The organism is Pseudomonas sp. GW822-FHT02D10 (assembly GCF_058802345.1).
Genome location: NZ_JBXAOB010000009.1, coordinates 69,111 through 83,942 on the forward strand (window position 1 = coordinate 69,111; position 14,832 = coordinate 83,942).

13 protein-coding genes are annotated in these 14,832 nt (G+C 59.0%); 9 read left to right on the forward strand and 4 right to left on the reverse strand.

Features of this window, described 5'->3' with window-relative positions:
* Window positions 1-58 precede the first annotated feature (58 nt).
* Together AC1RPZ_RS16260 and AC1RPZ_RS16265 are read left to right on the forward strand one after the other, a co-directional pair.
* Window positions 59-1,243 (forward strand): thiolase family protein, encoded by a 1,185-nt coding sequence (locus AC1RPZ_RS16260; RefSeq protein ID WP_493138013.1) that lies wholly within the window; start codon window positions 59-61, stop codon window positions 1,241-1,243.
* A gap of 124 nt (window positions 1,244-1,367) precedes the next feature.
* Complete coding sequence (locus AC1RPZ_RS16265) at window positions 1,368-2,330, forward strand: DMT family transporter (RefSeq protein ID WP_493138014.1); 963 nt, start codon at window positions 1,368-1,370, stop codon at window positions 2,328-2,330.
* A gap of 122 nt (window positions 2,331-2,452) precedes the next feature.
* Here the strand turns inward: AC1RPZ_RS16265 and AC1RPZ_RS16270 are convergent, their stop codons facing one another.
* Entirely contained in the window at window positions 2,453-3,847 is a 1,395-nt protein-coding gene (locus tag AC1RPZ_RS16270) for a class II fumarate hydratase (RefSeq protein WP_493138015.1), read from the reverse strand.
* A 192-nt stretch (window positions 3,848-4,039) separates the two neighbouring features.
* On the opposite strand from AC1RPZ_RS16270, the gene AC1RPZ_RS16275 reads away from it, so the two are divergent.
* From AC1RPZ_RS16275 to AC1RPZ_RS16305, 7 genes are all read left to right on the forward strand, one after another.
* The gene (locus tag AC1RPZ_RS16275; RefSeq protein WP_493138016.1) at window positions 4,040-4,564 is read left to right on the forward strand and encodes a DUF2059 domain-containing protein; all 525 of its coding nucleotides are present in this window, start codon (window positions 4,040-4,042) and stop codon (window positions 4,562-4,564) included.
* A 13-nt stretch (window positions 4,565-4,577) separates the two neighbouring features.
* Window positions 4,578-4,877, forward strand: a complete 300-nt coding sequence (locus AC1RPZ_RS16280; protein WP_123426940.1) for a BolA family protein — start codon at window positions 4,578-4,580, stop codon at window positions 4,875-4,877.
* Window positions 4,878-4,979: 102 nt separating this feature from the next.
* Window positions 4,980-5,921, forward strand: a complete 942-nt coding sequence (gene trhO, locus AC1RPZ_RS16285; RefSeq protein ID WP_493138017.1) for an oxygen-dependent tRNA uridine(34) hydroxylase TrhO — start codon at window positions 4,980-4,982, stop codon at window positions 5,919-5,921.
* Between the two features lie 36 nt (window positions 5,922-5,957).
* Window positions 5,958-6,560: a DsbA family protein gene (locus tag AC1RPZ_RS16290; protein ID WP_493138135.1), complete on the forward strand. Its 603-nt coding sequence runs from the start codon at window positions 5,958-5,960 to the stop codon at window positions 6,558-6,560.
* Window positions 6,553-8,370, forward strand: a complete 1,818-nt coding sequence (locus AC1RPZ_RS16295) for an ABC transporter ATP-binding protein (protein ID WP_493138018.1) — start codon at window positions 6,553-6,555, stop codon at window positions 8,368-8,370. The genes AC1RPZ_RS16290 and AC1RPZ_RS16295 overlap by 8 nt, the downstream gene beginning before the upstream one ends.
* Before the next feature lie 200 nt (window positions 8,371-8,570).
* Entirely contained in the window at window positions 8,571-11,030 is a 2,460-nt protein-coding gene (locus AC1RPZ_RS16300) for an EAL domain-containing protein (RefSeq protein WP_493138019.1), read from the forward strand.
* A 78-nt stretch (window positions 11,031-11,108) separates the two neighbouring features.
* On the forward strand, window positions 11,109-11,870 hold the full coding sequence (locus AC1RPZ_RS16305) for an iron-containing redox enzyme family protein (protein WP_493138136.1): 762 nt from the start codon (window positions 11,109-11,111) through the stop codon (window positions 11,868-11,870).
* A gap of 135 nt (window positions 11,871-12,005) precedes the next feature.
* On the opposite strand, the gene AC1RPZ_RS16310 is transcribed toward AC1RPZ_RS16305, so the two are convergent.
* From AC1RPZ_RS16310 to mupP, 3 genes are all read right to left on the reverse strand, one after another.
* On the reverse strand, window positions 12,006-12,932 hold the full coding sequence (locus tag AC1RPZ_RS16310) for a GGDEF domain-containing protein (RefSeq protein WP_493138020.1): 927 nt from the start codon (window positions 12,930-12,932) through the stop codon (window positions 12,006-12,008).
* A gap of 370 nt (window positions 12,933-13,302) precedes the next feature.
* On the reverse strand, window positions 13,303-14,043 hold the full coding sequence (locus AC1RPZ_RS16315; RefSeq protein ID WP_493138021.1) for a YciK family oxidoreductase: 741 nt from the start codon (window positions 14,041-14,043) through the stop codon (window positions 13,303-13,305).
* A gap of 115 nt (window positions 14,044-14,158) precedes the next feature.
* Window positions 14,159-14,830: an N-acetylmuramic acid 6-phosphate phosphatase MupP gene (mupP, locus tag AC1RPZ_RS16320; protein ID WP_493138022.1), complete on the reverse strand. Its 672-nt coding sequence runs from the start codon at window positions 14,828-14,830 to the stop codon at window positions 14,159-14,161.
* Window positions 14,831-14,832: the final 2 nt, after the last annotated feature.

Here is a 14,832-nt window from a genome sequence, read left to right on the forward strand (position 1 = left end):
GGGAGCTGGATTTATGCTCGATCCACTTTCTGAACGACAACAACAATTGAGGTATGCCATGCGTGAAGTAGTGATCGTCGATAGCGTGCGAACCGGCCTGGCCAAATCCTTTCGCGGCAAGTTCAACCAGACGCGTCCGGACGACATGGCGGCCCATTGCGTCAACGCATTGCTTGCGCGCAACGACATCGACCCGGCCAGCGTCGAGGATTGCATCGTCGGCGCCGGCTCCAACGAAGGCGCCCAGGGTTTCAACATCGGTCGCAACGTGGCGGTGCTTTCGCATCTGGGCATCGGCACCGGTGGCATGACCCTCAACCGCTTCTGCTCCTCGGGCTTGCAGGCGATTGCCATCGCGGCCAACCAGATTGCTTCGGGCTGCAGCGACATCATCGTTGCCGGCGGTGTCGAGTCGATCAGCCTGACCATGAAAAGCGTCAATACCGACAACCTGATCAACCCGCTGCTCAAGGAACAGGTGCCCGGCATCTACTTCCCGATGGGCCAGACCGCGGAAATCGTCGCCCGTCGCTACAACGTCAGCCGCGAAGAGCAGGACCGCTACGCCCTGCAAAGCCAGCTGCGTACCGCTCAGGCGCAGGCCATGGGATTGTTCAGCGATGAAATCGTGCCGATGGCGGTGAAGTACCAGGTCGAGGACAAAAGCACCGGCCAGGTGCAGATTCTTGCAGGCATTGTCGATCGCGATGACTGCAACCGTCCGGACACCACCTATGGAAGTCTGGCGGGATTGAAACCGGTGTTTGCCGAAGACGGTTCGGTCACTGCCGGCAACTCCTCGCAGCTGTCTGACGGTGCCTCGATGACCCTGGTGATGAGCCTGGAAAAAGCGCTACAGCTGGGCCTCAAGCCAAAAGCCTTCTTTCGGGGTTTCACCGTTGCCGGTTGCGCACCGGACGAAATGGGCATCGGCCCAGTGTTCTCGGTGCCAAAATTGCTCAAGGCCAAGGGCTTGCAGGTGGCGGATATCGACCTGTGGGAGCTCAACGAAGCCTTTGCTTCGCAGTGCCTGTACAGCCGCAATCGCCTGGAGATCGACAACGAAAAATACAACGTCAACGGTGGTGCGATTTCGATTGGCCACCCGTTCGGCATGACCGGCTCGCGTCAGGTCGGCCATCTGGTGCGCGAGCTGCAACGGCGCAACTTGCGTTATGGCATCGTGACCATGTGCGTGGGCGGGGGGATGGGGGCTACGGGATTGTTTGAAGCCGTGCGTTAAGCCCGAAAGGCGGTGGCGGTGCGACCGATACAGTCTTATTTGCGGCTTGTTGCCAACTGTCCCTGTGTGATACCTCGACGGCAGCCTAGAATGGGTTTTCTCGTTGTTGGTCTTTGGGGTTTCCATGCACATTTCGTCCGGTCGCTGGGTTTATGGTTTGTTCCTCGCCTTGCTGACCGCGTTTTTGTGGGGAATCCTGCCGATCAAACTCAAGCAAGTGCTGCTGGTGATGGACCCGGTCACGGTGACCTGGTTTCGACTGACGGTGTCCGGCGGTTTGCTGTTCCTTTACCTGACGGCGACCAGACGTCTGCCGAGCCGAAAGGCGCTCGGGCCTAAAGGTGGCTGGCTGGTGCTGATGGCGGTACTGGGGCTGGTAGGCAATTACGTGTTGTACCTGATGGGCCTGAACCTTCTGAGCCCGGGCACCGCGCAGTTGGTGGTGCAGATGGGGCCGATCCTGTTGCTGATCGCCAGCCTGTTTGTGTTCAAGGAGCGTTTCAGCCTGGGGCAGGGGATTGGCCTGCTGGTGCTGTTGCTGGGCTTTGGGCTGTTTTTCAATCAGCGCTTGAGCGAGTTGCTGACGTCGTTGAGTGATTACACCGCAGGCGTTCTGCTGATACTGGCGGCGTCGACGGTCTGGACTTTTTATGCGCTGGGCCAGAAGCAACTGCTGACGGTGTGGAACTCGTTGCAGGTGATGATGGTGATCTACCTGTTTTGCGCCTTGTTGCTGACGCCGTGGGTGCATCCGCTGGAAGCCTTGCAACTGAGCCCGCTGCAAGGCTGGTTGCTGCTCGCGTGCTGCCTGAACACACTGATTGCCTACGGTGCTTTTGCCGAGGCGCTGGCCCATTGGGAGGCGTCGCGGGTCAGTGCAACGCTCGCTATCACACCGTTGGTGACCTTCGCTGCCGTGGCACTCGCTGCCTGGTTATGGCCCGATTATGTGCATGCCGAACAGATCAACAGTCTGGCGTATGGCGGTGCGGTGCTGGTGGTGCTGGGGTCGGCGCTGGTCGCGCTGGGGCCGTCGCTGATCGCCGGGCTCAGGGCCCGGCGGATGCGGGCAGCGGTCACTCGATAACCGCGTTATCGTTCTTCGCGAGCAAGCTCGCTCCCACATTGGATTTGTGGTGTATGCAAAACCACTGTGGGAGCGAGCTTGCTCGCGATGACGGACTGCCAGGCGCTAAATAACGTTCAGATTCACCCCTTCTTCCCGGCCTCCAGCATGTTCTCCGGCCTTACCCAGGCATCGAACTGCTCATCCGTCAGATAACCCAGTCGCAACGCCGCCTCACGCAGGGTCAGCCCTTCGCCATAGGCTTTCTTGGCGATCTCGGCGGATTTGTCGTAGCCGATGTGCGGGTTCAGCGCCGTCACCAGCATCAAACCGCGTTCCAGATGCGCCGCCATCTGCTCGGCGTCCGGCTCCAGGCCCGCGATGCAATGCTGCTGGAAGTTGCTGCAACCATCGCCCAGCAAGCGGATCGATTGCAGCAGGTTGTGAATGATCACCGGTTTGAACACGTTCAGTTGCAGGTGACCCTGGCTGGCCGCGAAGCCGATCGCCACGTCGTTGCCCAGCACCTGACAGGCGAGCATCGACAGCGCTTCGCACTGAGTCGGGTTGACCTTGCCGGGCATGATCGAGCTGCCGGGCTCGTTGGCGGGCAGTTTGACCTCGGCGAAACCGGCGCGAGGTCCGGAGCCGAGCAAACGCAGGTCGTTGGCAATTTTCATCAGGGTCACGGCGAGGGTTTTCAGCGCGCCGGACAGAGTGGTCAGCGGCTCATGCCCGGCCAGCGCGGCAAACTTGTTCGGCGCAGTGATAAACGGCAGACCGGAGAGGGCGGCCAGTTCGGAGGCAATCGCTTCGCCAAAACCATGGGGCGAGTTGAGGCCGGTCCCCACCGCGGTACCGCCCTGAGCCAGCTCGCAGACGGCCGGCAAGGCGCTGCGGATGGCGTGGTCGGCGTAATCGAGCTGTGCGATGAACGCCGAAAGCTCTTGGCCGAAAGTGATCGGCGTGGCATCCATCAAGTGCGTGCGACCGGTCTTCACCAGGTTCATGTGTCGGGCTGCCAGCTCCGCCAAACCGCTGGAGAGTTCAGCGATCGCCGGTAACAGATGCTGTTGCACGGCCTGCACCGTGGCGATGTGCATGGCGGTGGGGAAGCTGTCGTTGGAGCTCTGCGAGCGATTGACGTGATCGTTGGGATGCACCGGCGCCTTGCCGCCACGGGGGTTGCCGGCCAGTTCGTTGGCGCGACCGGCGATCACTTCGTTGACGTTCATGTTGCTTTGGGTGCCGCTGCCGGTCTGCCAGACCACCAGCGGGAACTGGTCGTCGTGCTGGCCATCGAGCACTTCGTCGGCGGCCTGTTCGATCAGTCGGGCAACGTCGGCCGGCAGATCACCGTTGCGACTATTGACCCGTGCCGCGGCTTTCTTGATCAGTGCCAGGGCATGCAACACGGCCAGCGGCATGCGCTCGTTGCCGATGGCAAAGTTAATCAGCGAGCGCTGTGTCTGAGCGCCCCAGTAGGCTTCATCCGGGACTTCCACCTGGCCAAGGCTGTCGGTTTCGATACGGCTCATGGGTCACATTCCTGTAGGTCTGATAGCGAAGTTTAGGTCGTGATTGGCGCCTGGGGTTCCATCAGTCGTTTTTTCTACCGTTCGGTCCTGCAAATCAGGCCTGGCAAGGGGGAGGGGTTGAGCGCATGAGTTTTTTAGGTGCAGAATGGCTCCCCTTGGGGTTTTACCTCGCCTGCTAGAAAAGGAAACTCGATGACTCGTCTTCGTGCCATCTGTACCGCGGTTGCTCTGGTCTGTGCCAGCGGCCAGGTTTTCGCCGATACCGCCAGCCACAACGCCAGTGCCGAAGCTTTCCTGACCCTGGCGCACGCTGACAAACTGGGCACACCGGTATTCGCGCAAGTGCAGCAAATGTTCGCCCAGCGTTTTGAACAAACCAAAGCGCCGGAATCGAAAAAAGCCCTGCTGGAAACCTACCAGGCCAAAGCCAACGCGGCTCTGAATGCGGCCATTGGCTGGGACAAGCTGAAGCCGGATATGGTCAAGCTCTACACCACCACCTTCAGCGAATCCGAGCTCAAGGACCTGGTCGCGTTCTACCAGTCGCCACTGGGCAAGAAAGTCCTGGAAAAAATGCCTCAGCTGACTCAGCAATCGGCCCAGATGACTCAAGCCAAACTGGAAAGCGCGGTGCCTGTGGTCAACAAACTGCTGTCTGACATGACTGCCGAGCTGACGCCGAAAGACGCCGCCGCTCCAGCCAAGAAAAAGCCTTGAGCGGAGCCCCGCAATGACCATGCAACAACGTATTGAATCGGCACTGAACGCGTTGCAGCCCGCGCATCTGGATGTGCTGGACGAAAGCCATATGCACAGCCGTGGGTTGCAAACCCACTTCAAAGCCGTGGTGGTCAGCGAGCAATTTGCCGGGCTCAACAGCGTCAAGCGCCACCAGAAGGTCTACGCCACATTGGGCGACCTGATGGGCGAGTTCCATGCGTTGGCGCTGCATACCTATACGCCTGAGGAATGGGCGAAGACCGGCGCGGCACCTGCCTCGCCGACCTGCGCTGGCGGCAGCAAGCATTAAGCTTCGGTTTTTTGATAGAATCCGCAACGCGCCGCTTAGCCGGCGCGTTTTTTTTCGCATCCGGTTCACCCCTTACGCGGGTAGCCACCTGGAGAATCACCCATGACACAACAGATTGTCGTGGCGGCACTGTATAAGTTCGTCACCCTGGAAGATTACGTCGCCCTGCGCGAGCCTCTGCTGCAAGCGATGGTCGACAACGGCATCAAAGGCACGCTGCTGATCGCCGAAGAAGGCATCAACGGCACCGTGTCCGGCAGCCGCGAAGGCATCGACGGGCTGATGGCCTGGCTCAAGAACGACCCACGCATGGACGACATCGACCACAAAGAGTCGTACTGCGATGAGCAGCCGTTCTACCGCACCAAGGTCAAACTCAAGAAAGAAATCGTCACCCTCGGCGTTGAAGGCGTGGACCCGAACAAGAAGGTCGGCACCTACGTTGATCCGCAGAACTGGAACGCCTTGATCAGCGATCCGGAAGTCCTGCTGATCGATACTCGCAACGACTACGAAGTGTCGATCGGCACGTTCGAAGGTGCCATCGACCCGAAAACCACCAGTTTTCGCGAATTCCCCGACTATATCAAAGCCAACTTCGACCCGGCCGTGCACAAGAAAGTCGCGATGTTCTGCACCGGCGGCATTCGCTGTGAGAAGGCCTCGAGCTACATGCTCAACCAGGGTTTCGATGAGGTGTATCACCTCAAGGGCGGCATTCTGAAGTACCTCGAAGAGGTGCCTCAGGAAGAAACCAAATGGCAGGGCGACTGCTTTGTGTTCGATAACCGCGTCACCGTTCGCCACGACTTGAGCGAAGGCGACTACGATCAATGTCATGCCTGTCGTACGCCTGTGAGCGTGGAAGACCGTGCATCCGAGCACTATATCGCCGGCATCAGCTGCCCGCATTGCTGGGATAAGCTGAGTGAGAAGACCCGTCGCAGTGCGATCGACCGGCAGAAACAGATCGAACTGGCCAAGGCCCGGAATCAGCCGCACCCGATTGGTTACAACTACAAGCAATCAAACTCCGAGGCCTGAATCATGTCCGCACGCCTGCTCTATGTAATGGATCCGATGTGCTCCTGGTGCTGGGGCTTCGCTCCGGTGGCCGAGGCGCTGGTCAAGCAGGCGCAGGCTGCGGGTGTTGACGTGCATTTGGTGGTCGGCGGTTTGCGCACCGGCAGTGGTGCGGCACTGGAACCCACCACTCGGCGCTACATTCTCGAACACTGGCAGGCGGTCACCGAAGCCACCGGTCAGCCGTTCAAGTTCGAAGGCGCGCTGCCCGACGGTTTTGTCTACGACACCGAACCGGCCTGCCGCGCGCTGGTGACGGCGCGCAGTCTGGCACCGGATTGCGCCTGGACGTTGCTCAAGCTGATCCAGCAGGCTTTTTATGCTGAAGGTCGTGACGTCACCCGCGCCAGCGTGTTGGTGGAACTGGCCGAACAAGCGGGCTTGCCACGTATCGAGTTCGCGGCAGCCTTCGACCGGGCCGATCAACACGCGGCCACGGCGGCAGACTTCACCTGGGTTCAGGACCTGGGCATCGCCGGGTTCCCGACCTTGCTGGCCGAGCGCAATGGTCAACTGGCGCTGTTGACCAATGGCTATCAACCGCTCAGCGAGCTGTCACCGTTGCTCGGTCGCTGGCTGGAGCGCGCCGCCTGTGTATGACCAGCCCGATGATGCGCAACAACCCAAGCGGGTCGATCGGCTGAGTTGGGCGGAAATCCGTCGTCTGGCGCTTCACCATAAAAAATCCCTGTGGATCGCCAACGGTGTTGCCGTTCTGGCGACCCTGTGCAGTGTGCCGATTCCCTTGCTGTTGCCGCTGCTGGTGGACGAAGTGCTGCTGGGGCATGGCGACGCGGCACTGAACGTCATGAACCACGCGCTGCCGGCCGGCTGGCAAAGCGCTGCCGGCTACATCGGTTTGATGTTGCTGGTGACCTTGACCCTGCGTTGCGGTGCGTTGATGTTCAACGTCTTGCAGGCGCGCCTGTTTGCAGGTCTGGCCAAGGACATCGTCTATCGCATTCGCGTGCGGCTGATCGAACGGCTCAAGCGCATTTCCCTTGGCGAATACGAAAGCCTGGGCAGCGGCACGGTGACCACGCACCTGGTCACTGACCTGGACACGCTCGATAAATTCGTCGGTGAAACCCTCAGTCGTTTTCTGGTGGCGATGCTGACGCTGGTTGGCACGGCGGGCATTCTGGTGTGGATGCACTGGAAACTGGCGCTGCTGATTCTGCTGTTCAATCCACTGGTGATCTACGCCACGGTGCAATTGGGCAAGCGGGTCAAACACCTGAAAAAGCTTGAGAACGACAGCACCTCCCGGTTCACCCAGGCGCTGACCGAAACCCTGGACGCGATTCAGGAAATCCGCGCTGGCAACCGTCAGGGGTTTTTCCTTGGGCGGCTGGGGATGCGGGCGCAAGAAGTGCGCAACTATGCCGTGAACTCCCAGTGGAAAAGCGACGCGTCGAGCCGTGCCAGCGGTTTGCTGTTCCAGTTCGGCATCGATATCTTCCGCGCCGCCGCCATGCTCACCGTGCTGTTCTCCGACCTGTCCATCGGCCAGATGCTCGCGGTGTTCAGCTACCTATGGTTCATGATCGGGCCGGTCGAACAATTGCTGAATCTGCAATATGCCTATTACGCAGCCGGTGGTGCGCTGACGCGAATCAACGAGTTGTTGTCGCGTGCCGATGAGCCGCAGTACCCGGGTGGCGTCGACCCGTTCAAGGGGCGCGAGACGGTGGGCATCGAGGTGCAAGGCTTGAGTTTCGGCTACGGCGGTGAACTGGTGCTGGATCAGATGAATCTGTCGATCGCCCCGGGCGAAAAAGTCGCGATCGTCGGTGCCAGCGGCGGTGGTAAAAGCACGCTGGTGCAACTGCTCTTGGGGCTCTATACGCCGCAGTCGGGCAGCATCCGTTTTGGTGGCGCGACTCAACAGGATATTGGCCTGGAAACCGTGCGCGAGAATGTCGCGGTGGTGTTGCAGCACCCGGCACTGTTCAACGACACCATCCGGGCCAACCTGGCCATGGGCCGCGAACGCAGCGACGAAGCCTGCTGGCAGGCGCTGGAAATCGCCCAGCTCGACGCTACGGTCAAGGCGTTGCCGCAAGGTCTGGACAGCGTCGTTGGCCGTTCCGGTGTGCGCTTGTCCGGCGGCCAACGCCAGCGCCTGGCGATTGCGCGCATGGTGCTGGCCCAACCCAAGGTCGTGGTCCTCGATGAGGCCACTTCGGCGCTGGACGCCGCCACCGAATACAACCTCCATCAAGCGTTGGCGCGGTTTTTGAGCGGCCGCACGACACTCATCATTGCCCACCGGCTGTCTGCGGTAAAACAGGCGGACCGTGTGCTGGTGTTCGATGGCGGCCACATTGCCGAAGATGGTGACCATCAGCAACTGATTGCCGACGGTGGTTTATACGCCAAGCTTTATGGGCATTTGCAGCAGCTTTAGCAACCTTGAGTTTTGTGCTTATTGATCAGATGCCCCTTTGGGGAATCAGGCTGATGCGCCCTCTGATTGTTGTGTTGCCCCTTAAAACGATGTTGATCGAAGCCTAATGTCTTCGAAAAATCGAAAATTAGCCTAGTCTGTGCTGTTAGGAACGGATTTCTCTCGGGTGTTCATCAGGCAGTGCTTGTGCAAGGGACCTCATGAAGCAAAAGCGGACTCTCGGAACGCCACGGTTGTTGGGCATCGTCTGGCCATTTATCGCCGTTGTGTTATTTCAGGCCCTGTTGGGCGGCGTCAGCCTGTACGTTTTGTCGGCGGTTCGCGGCTACGTCGCCGGTGAAAGCCTGTGGTCCAAGGGCCAGAAAGATGCCATCTATTACCTCAATCTGTACGCCGACAGTCGCGACGAGTCGATTTTCCTCAAGTACCAGAATGCTATTTCAGTCCCTCAGGGCGGGCATGAACTGCGGGTCGCGCTGGATCATCAACCGCCCGATCTTACGGCCGCCCGGCGGGGCATCCTCAAGGGCGGTAACCATCCCGATGACGTTTCAAGTCTGATTTGGCTGTACCTGAACTTCCGGCATTTCAGTTACCTGGAAACGGCTATCGATCGCTGGACCGTGGGTGATGCGTACCTGGTGCAGCTCGATAACGTCGCCCTTGAAATGCATCAGCGTATTGCCAGCAAGCAGGCGACCGACGCTGACATTCAGCGTTGGAAAACCCGGATATTTGCCATCAACGAAGGGGTGACTCCCGCCGCCAGAGCGTTCAGTGACGCATTGGGCGAGGGCTCGCGGCTGATTCTGCGGTTACTGCTGTTCACTAACCTGGCCACGGCACTGGGGTTGATTGCCTTGGCACTGTTGCGGACCCATAAGCTGCTGGCCCAGCGCCATGCGTTTGCCAATGCCTTGCAACTGGAAAAGGAACGCGCGCAAATCACTCTGCAATCCATTGGCGACGGCGTGATCACCACCGATGTCGAAGGTGCCATCGCTTACATGAATCCGGCAGCCGAGGAGTTGACTCACTGGAAGGCCGAGCAGGCTGTCGGGCTGCCGCTGGCGGCATTGTTTAATCTGTTGGATGAAAATGCCGAGGCGGATGGCTTCACACTGATTGAGCATATCCTCAGCGGTCAGCTCAGCGGTGGCAGTGAACATTCCAAGCTGATTCAGCGGCTGGACGGCAGCACGGTTTCGGTCACGCTGGTGGGCTCGCCGATTCTCAACGCCGGCAAGGTCAGCGGCACGGTGCTGGTGCTGCATGACATGACTCAGGAGCGGCAGTACATCGCCAATCTTTCCTGGCAGGCCACCCACGATGCGCTGACCGGGCTGGCCAACCGCCGCGAGTTCGAATATCGCCTGGAGCAGGCGTTGCACAACCTGACGCGCCAGCCTGCCCGGCATGCCTTGATGTTCCTCGACCTGGATCAATTCAAACTGGTCAACGACACCTGCGGGCATGCCGCGGGTGATGAGTTGCTGCGGCATATCTGTGCGTTGTTGCAGTCAGGTTTGCGCGAAGGTGACACCCTGGCCCGGCTGGGCGGTGACGAGTTCGGCATTTTGCTGGAGAACTGCTCGCCGGAAGCCTCGGAGAAAATCGCCGAGGGCCTGCGTCAGACGGTGCAAAACCTGCATTTCGTCTGGAAGGGCCGGCCGTTCGTGACCACCGTCAGCATTGGTCTGGTGCATATCGTTCAAGCCCCGACCACTCTCGAAGCCTCGCTGCGTGCCGCTGACATGGCGTGCTACATGGCCAAGGAAAAGGGCCGAAACCGGGTGCAGGTCTACCATGCGGACGACTCGGAACTGTCCTTGCGTTTTGGCGAGATGGCCTGGGTACAGCGCCTGCACATGGCGCTCGAAGAGAACCGTTTCTGCCTGTACTCACAGGAAATCGCCGCGCTGGGGCATACAGAGCGGGGCGGTGGGCATATCGAAATCCTGCTGCGCCTGCATGACGAAGCCGGGCGGATGATTCTGCCGGACAGTTTCATTCCCGCCGCTGAGCGTTATGGGCTGATGACGTCTCTGGATCGCTGGGTGGTCGAGAACGTTTTCAGGATCATTGCACAGGGCATTGCGCAAGAGCGCGAAGGGCCGTTGGCCATGTGTGCGATAAATCTGTCAGGTATTACGATCGGTGATGAGGCTTTTCTACACTTCCTGCGTGAGAAGTTCATTGCCTATGCGATCCCGCCTGAAATGATTTGTTTTGAAATCACTGAAACCAGTGCGATTTCGAATTTGTCCAGCGCAATCAGATTTATTAATGAACTCAAAGGGTTAGGTTGCCATTTTTCGTTGGATGATTTTTGTGCCGGTATGTCCTCATTCGCTTATCTGAAACATTTGCCTGTAGACTTCTTGAAGATCGACGGGAGTTTCGTAAAGGATATGCTGGACGACCCGATTAACCGTGCAATGGTCGAAGTGATCAATCACATCGGTCATGTCATGGGTAAGCGCACCATTGCCGAGTTTGTTGAAACACCGCAGATCGAGCAGGCATTGCTGGAGATTGGGGTGGATTATGCTCAAGGGTATGTCATCGAACGCCCGCAATTGTTTACCTGTGACAGCTTGCTATGTCGGCCCACCAGACCGCGGCCTCTGTTATTCAAGGCGCCTGGCACATTCCGTTGAAGTCTCTTGTTGATCCGTACAATCACAATCAAAAGGAGTGCGACAGTGATCGATACCTTCAACAGATCCGGCCCGCTTATGGAAGCCGCAAGTTATCCAGCCTGGGCTCAGCAGTTGATCCAGGATTGCAGCGAGAGCAAGCGCCGGGTTGTCGAACATGAACTGTATCAGCGGATGCGTGACAACAAACTCAGCGCAAGGACCATGCGTCAGTACCTGATTGGTGGCTGGCCGGTCGTTGAGCAGTTCGCGTTGTACATGGCGCAAAACCTGACCAAAACCCGCTTTTCCCGCCACCCCGGTGAGGACATGGCGCGTCGCTGGCTGATGCGCAACATTCGGGTTGAACTTAACCATGCCGACTACTGGGTGCACTGGAGTCGAGCGCATGGCATCAGTCTGGAGGACTTGCAGGCGCAGCAGGTTGCCCCTGAACTTCATGCATTGAGTCATTGGTGCTGGCATACCAGTTCGTCGGATTCGCTGATTGTCGCCATTGCGGCGACCAACTATGCCATTGAAGGGGCGACGGGGGAGTGGTCGGCTGTGGTGTGTTCCAGCGGGGTCTATGCAGCATCTTTCCCTGAGGAAGACCGCAAGCGCGCGATGAAGTGGCTGAAAATGCACGCTCAATACGATGATGCCCATCCATGGGAAGCCCTGGAAATCATCTGCACGCTGGCGGGCCTGAACCCGAGCAAATCCCTGCAAGGTGAACTGCGTCAGGCGGTTTGCAAGAGCTATGACTACATGTTCCTGTTCCTGGAGCGCTGCATGCAACTGGAGCACTCGGAAAGGGCCCCGGTAGCCCGGGAGCGGATGGCGCTGGTCGAAAGCTGATCCGTTAATTCAAACCAGCGCAAAACCATTGTGGGAGCGAGCTTGCTCGCGATAGCGGTCTGACAGGCAACATTGATGTTGAATGTGCCGACCTCTTCGTGAGCAAGCTCGCTCCCACATCCATTGATTGAAGACTCAACCCGCCATCGCCAATCGATTACGTCCCTCGCGTTTAGCTACATACAACGCACTATCTGCGCGTCGCAACAGACTCTCGGCGGACTCACCCGGCAGCAGCGTCGAGCATCCAAGGCTGGCCGTTAAACCGATCAGCGTCCCATCCGCGCAATACTCCTTGGCTTGTGCGGCATAACGCAGGCGTTCGCCAATCATCGCGGCCGCTTCGCGGCTGGTGTTGGACAGCACAATCAGAAACTCTTCGCCGCCAAAGCGAAAGATCATGTCTACGTTGCGTAACTGGTCTTTGATTGACGTTGCGACAGCCTTTAGCACGTCATCGCCGGCACTGTGACCGTAAGTGTCATTGATCCGTTTGAAGTGATCGATATCGAGCATCAGCAACGACAGCGGCTGCATGTGTCGCCGGGCCATGTCGATCTCCCGCTGCAGGGTCTGATCCATGGCAATGCGGTTGCCGGTGCCTGTCAGTGGGTCGCGCAGTGCACTTTGAGTGGCCGCTCGATAGAGCAGGGCGTTGCGCATCGGGAAGAGCAGGGCCGCCAGCAGGGATTCGAGCTTGCCCTGATCCTGTTCGCTGAAGCGCTGATTGCGACGGAACACCAGTTCGCCCAGGTGTGCGCCTTCGTGGCTCAGGCTGTAACTCACCGAGTGATGTCCGCGTTGACCGAACTCAAGACGCAAATCGCTGCTCTTGTGCTGATAGTTCAAGGCGTCCAGTGGGACAAGGCGCTGAACTTCGCGGAAAAACAATCCCAGAATACGCTGCGGCTCAAGGCTGGTTTGTAGTTGCAGGCCCATTTGCTGGCGCAATTGGCCGAGGCTGGCGGGACGCTCCAGAAGGGGAGGCAACTGACCAAAGCCCAGGCGTTGCAATTTGGCGCTATCGAAGTCAATTGCGTTGGTCTGGGTTGGAGATTTCATATGGCGTGAGCCCCTAAACAGGAATGCTGTCTTACAGGCTGGGTGAGAGCGGCTTTGGGCTGCGCGTCATACTGGTCCATCAGTCCCGTAGGACATGTGGCTAGAGTTTAGTCCGCTTTGCCGAGCCAAAGTAAGTCTCGACGTGAGCTGCCCGACCGCTAACACACTGCGTGTATAAAGAGAGTTAGAGCGAAAGTCGTGCCATTCGGTTCAGCTGGATAAAACTCGTTAAAAATCAACTTGTTGGGTTGTATGGCTGCTAGTGATGGCTGATGCAGTGGCATTTGTTTGACTTCAAACGGACGCTTGAAGGGGGGGAAGAGCGTGCCGCGACGGTATGCTGTCGCGGCAGCGGGGTGTGGCGAGGCGCTTACTGAGCGTCGAACGCCCGACCATTGATGCCGGTGCTGTCCGGTCCCATCAGGTACAGGTAGACCGGCATGATCTCTTCGGGTGTCGGGTTGTTGGCCGGGTTTTCGCCTGGATACGCTTGAGCGCGCATGCTGGTACGGGTGGCCCCTGGGTTGATGCTGTTGGAGCGGATCGGCGCGACAGTGTCGACTTCGTCAGCCAGGGTTTGCATCAGGCCTTCGGTGGCGAACTTCGACACGCCATAAGCGCCCCAGTACGCGCGACCTTTGCGACCGACGCTGCTGGAAGTGAAGATCACCGAGGCGTCCTGAGACAGCTTGAGCAACGGTAGCAGGGTGCTGGTCAGCATGAACATGGCGTTGACGTTGACGTGCATCACGCGCATGAAGTTTTCGCCGGACAGCTGCTCCAGCGGCGTACGCGGGCCAATGATCGAGGCGTTGTGCAGCAAGCCATCGAGGTGGCCGAATTCGGTTTCGATCATGGCCGCCAGCTCGTCGTACTGATGCGGCAGGGCGGTTTCCAGGTTGAACGGAATCACCGCTGGCTGGGGATGACCGGCCGCTTCGATTTCGTCATAAACCTGAGTCAGATTGGCCTCGGTCTTGCCCAGCAGCAGTACGGTGGCGCCGTGAGCGGCATAGGTTTTTGCCGCGGCGGCGCCGATACCACGACCGGCGCCAGTGACCAGAATGACCCGATCTTTGAGCAGCTCAGGACGGGCGGAATAATCAAACATAAAAAACCTCTACACAATCCATTAAAAGGGCTGAAAAGATCGCAGCCTGCGGCAGCTCCTACGCTGATCTCGGTCCCCTGTAGGAGCTGCCGCAGGCTGCGATCTTTTGACTGAATCAGCAGCTACACAACGTGCCGTCCAGAACCTTGCGCAACTCCGAAGGGTGGTCCACCACCACATCCGCACCCCAGTTCCTTGGGTTGTCATCCGGGTGAATGTAGCCAAAAGTCACCGCGGCGGTCCTGGTGCCGGCATCGCGGCCCGACTCGATATCGCGCAGGTCATCGCCCACAAACAGCACGCTGGCCGGGTCCAGCTCGAGCATTTTGCACGCGAGGAGCAACGGCTCCGGGTGTGGCTTGCTGTTCGTCACGTGGTCCGGGCAGATCAGCAGTGCCGAGCGCTCGGCCAGTCCCAGCTGTTGCATGATCGGCTCGGCGAAGCGCAGCGGTTTGTTGGTCACTACGCCCCAGATCAGATTGGCTTTCTCGATGTCGGCCAGCAGCTCTGCCATGCCATCGAAGAGTTTGCTGTGAACGGCGCAACCCTTGAGATAACGCTCCAGGAATTCCAGTCGCAACGGCTCGAAGCCTGGCGATTCCGGGTCCATCGAGAAGGTCACCGCCACCATGGCTTTCGCCCCGCCGGAGATCTCGTCGCGGATGTGTTTGTCCGGGATCGGTGCCAGCCCGCGGTCTGCGAGCATGCTTTGGCAGATGGCTATGAAGTCCGGCGCGGTGTCGAGCAGGGTGCCGTCCATGTCGAATAGAACTGCTCTGATTGCCATGG

Excerpts from the sequence above, each read along its gene's own strand:
- AC1RPZ_RS16260 (WP_493138013.1), top strand. The coding sequence starts at position 59 with ATGCGTGAAGTAGTGATCGTCGATAGCGTGCGAACCGGCCTGGCCAAA.
- AC1RPZ_RS16265 (WP_493138014.1), top strand. The coding sequence starts at position 1,368 with ATGCACATTTCGTCCGGTCGCTGGGTTTATGGTTTGTTCCTCGCCTTG.
- AC1RPZ_RS16270 (WP_493138015.1), bottom strand. The coding sequence starts at position 3,847 with ATGAGCCGTATCGAAACCGACAGCCTTGGCCAGGTGGAAGTCCCGGAT.
- AC1RPZ_RS16275 (WP_493138016.1), top strand. The coding sequence starts at position 4,040 with ATGACTCGTCTTCGTGCCATCTGTACCGCGGTTGCTCTGGTCTGTGCC.
- AC1RPZ_RS16280 (WP_123426940.1), top strand. The coding sequence starts at position 4,578 with ATGACCATGCAACAACGTATTGAATCGGCACTGAACGCGTTGCAGCCC.
- trhO (WP_493138017.1), top strand. The coding sequence starts at position 4,980 with ATGACACAACAGATTGTCGTGGCGGCACTGTATAAGTTCGTCACCCTG.
- AC1RPZ_RS16290 (WP_493138135.1), top strand. The coding sequence starts at position 5,958 with ATGTGCTCCTGGTGCTGGGGCTTCGCTCCGGTGGCCGAGGCGCTGGTC.
- AC1RPZ_RS16300 (WP_493138019.1), top strand. The coding sequence starts at position 8,571 with ATGAAGCAAAAGCGGACTCTCGGAACGCCACGGTTGTTGGGCATCGTC.
- AC1RPZ_RS16305 (WP_493138136.1), top strand. The coding sequence starts at position 11,109 with ATGGAAGCCGCAAGTTATCCAGCCTGGGCTCAGCAGTTGATCCAGGAT.
- AC1RPZ_RS16310 (WP_493138020.1), bottom strand. The coding sequence starts at position 12,932 with ATGAAATCTCCAACCCAGACCAACGCAATTGACTTCGATAGCGCCAAA.
- AC1RPZ_RS16315 (WP_493138021.1), bottom strand. The coding sequence starts at position 14,043 with ATGTTTGATTATTCCGCCCGTCCTGAGCTGCTCAAAGATCGGGTCATT.
- mupP (WP_493138022.1), bottom strand. The coding sequence starts at position 14,830 with ATGGCAATCAGAGCAGTTCTATTCGACATGGACGGCACCCTGCTCGAC.